At 54.4% G+C, this 2,136-nt stretch carries 2 protein-coding genes and 1 tRNA gene; 2 read left to right on the top strand and 1 reads right to left on the bottom strand.

Features of this window, described 5'->3' with window-relative positions; genetic code table 11:
* Positions 1-207 precede the first annotated feature (207 nt).
* A complete protein-coding gene (locus CHU93_RS17220) occupies positions 208-393 on the top strand; it encodes a hypothetical protein (protein ID WP_133064258.1) in 186 nt (61 codons plus the stop codon).
* A 343-nt stretch (positions 394-736) separates the two neighbouring features.
* Positions 737-813: transfer RNA gene (locus CHU93_RS00720), tRNA-Pro, on the top strand.
* A 288-nt stretch (positions 814-1,101) separates the two neighbouring features.
* Here CHU93_RS00720 and CHU93_RS17215 read toward each other — a convergent pair.
* Positions 1,102-2,073 (bottom strand): hypothetical protein, encoded by a 972-nt coding sequence (locus tag CHU93_RS17215; RefSeq protein ID WP_133064257.1) that lies wholly within the window; start codon positions 2,071-2,073, stop codon positions 1,102-1,104.
* Between the last annotated feature and the right edge of the window lie 63 nt (positions 2,074-2,136).

The following is a 2,136-nucleotide window of genomic DNA, read 5'->3' as shown; positions in this document are numbered from 1 at the left end:
AACCCGAAATCACCCGGCCGGTGAATAATCCGGGCTAGATCACGGTGTTTTCGGGGCCGGAGCAGCGGCGGCGGTGGAGTGATGAGCAGCGGCTGCAGACCCTGATTGAGGCGTTTGCGCCAGGGGCGTGACCAACCGAGTGGCGCGGAGGCATGAGTTTCGACGGGCCTGTTGTACACGTGGCACAAGAAGCTGTCTGTGGGACCAATGGCTCAAGTGACCGGGAGTGACTGTCCCAGCTTTGCCGAAGCGGTGATTGTCGACGATATCGGCACCGCGTTGCCGCCGGCCGGTACTGCATTGGTAATCGAGCTTGCGCGGGGCCGGCGCATCACCATCTTTCCGGCAGCATCACCGGTGCTGGCGGCGGTGGCCCTGGAGGCGCTGCGGTGATCCCATCGGGTGCCAGGGTCTGGATCGCCATGGGTCACACCGATATGAGGAAGGGCAGGCAGGGCCCAGCGCTGATCGTTCAGCAGGTGTTGGGAAGCAAAGAGCCCTCACAAGAGTTCTCCTTTACAGCGCCGACAAGGCGGCCCCGGCCAGATGGGATCCGTTGATCCCGACCTTGCTGCAGGAGGCCGGCATAGCAATGGACGTGAACAGAGGTGGAACATATTCCGGGACTATTCCGGGACTTTTCGTCAGAAATGGCGGTATTGCTGCTTCTCCTTGTCCTGAGGGTTGCAGAGCAGGCTTGCTGAAATCAATGGCTTCACCTAGGGCAAAGGGGCGTCGGGGAGTGGCGCAGTCTGGTAGCGCATCTGCTTTGGGAGCAGAGGGCCGCAGGTTCGAATCCTGTCTCCCCGACCATTATATCGGCGACTTGTAATATACTGATATTTATAGTGAATTTTGGCTATATTGGACCTGTGCAGGAACTGTGCAGGACTCTACGAGATTCGCGGCTATCGTAGCATTCATCGGTCTTGGCTAGACGGCCACGCGGTCAGCAAGGAACAGGCAATATGAGAGCGCAGCGAATGGATCGGGCAGCCTGTTGACAGGCCGACGCCCTCAGACACATTCGCGGATAAGTCTTAAGGTGTAGCGGAACGAGGGTTTGAACGTCGGACTGATAAATGCAGTGCTCCGGAAGGTTTAGCTGAGGCCAGATAGAGTCCGATTATCTGGTGTATAATGCGGTCCAATCACATAATCGTCAAGTTCAAGGGCGGGGTTCATCATTGAGGTGGTGTAGATGACTTGGTATGGGACCTTCAGTTCAGTCACCATTTCTACGAGTATTTTTTGAAAATTGTGGCTGCGATCAGTCGTCATGCCCTTGTCCTCGATATTATCAAAGAGCGCAAAGCGAGGATGGAAAAATTTCGGGTCGTTTCCAGCCGCTAAGAGCAAACTCAGGACGCAGGCATTTTTGAGAACTACGTTGCTACTCTCGGCAAAGTTCATATCACCATCTACAATCATCGCATCGTCGGTGAAACTCACGCTGACCGTCTGTGCATTCTCGAATTCTGGCTGATGGTTGTTGTCTAAATGCAATATCTTAACTGCAATGTCCGACACTTGTGCGAGCGCCACACGACGACGCTTTCTCGCGTGCAGTTCTAGGGCCTCCTGGCGCGATTTTAGAGATTCCAACTCCGATTGGATACGAGCCTTTGTGTCCGACAAATCACGAATTTTTTCAGCAGTAGTGAGTGCTAGCTCGAGATACTCAATCTCTTTAGCAATCTGGCCAACGCGGAGATTCTCAGTCGCTAGAAACGCCTCCCGCGGTGCTGCGCCATGTCCGTATTTGGCGGAATAGTCTGCAACTGACTTGGCGTGCTCACGCCGAAGGCCCCGAAGACTCTTTTTGGCTTCATCGAGTCGCGCCAGTTTTTGCGTATTCAGCTGATACGCTTCGCGCCTTTGGATCTCGAAATCTAGCCGAATTACGTTGTATCGCGACCGATGTTGATCGGGATCAATCTCAGATTTGCAAACGTGACAAGTGTGTTCGGCTTGTGCAGGTGACAGCTTTGAGAGGCAGGCGGGGCACTGCGTGAACTCAATCCCGCCTACTGCATCGCGAGATTTTTCAGCCAGCCCTACCTTTTCGATCATGTCATCCAGAAACTCGATGTATCTAGCCCACCTTATTCATGAGCCTTCCTGTCAGGGCGTTGC

This window comes from Sandarakinorhabdus cyanobacteriorum (assembly GCF_002251755.1).
In the GTDB taxonomy this organism is placed as follows: Bacteria; Pseudomonadota; Alphaproteobacteria; order Sphingomonadales; family Sphingomonadaceae; genus Sandarakinorhabdus; species Sandarakinorhabdus cyanobacteriorum.
The sequence above is the reverse complement of the archived record's forward strand: the minus strand, read 5'-3'. Positions and strand labels throughout refer to the sequence as shown.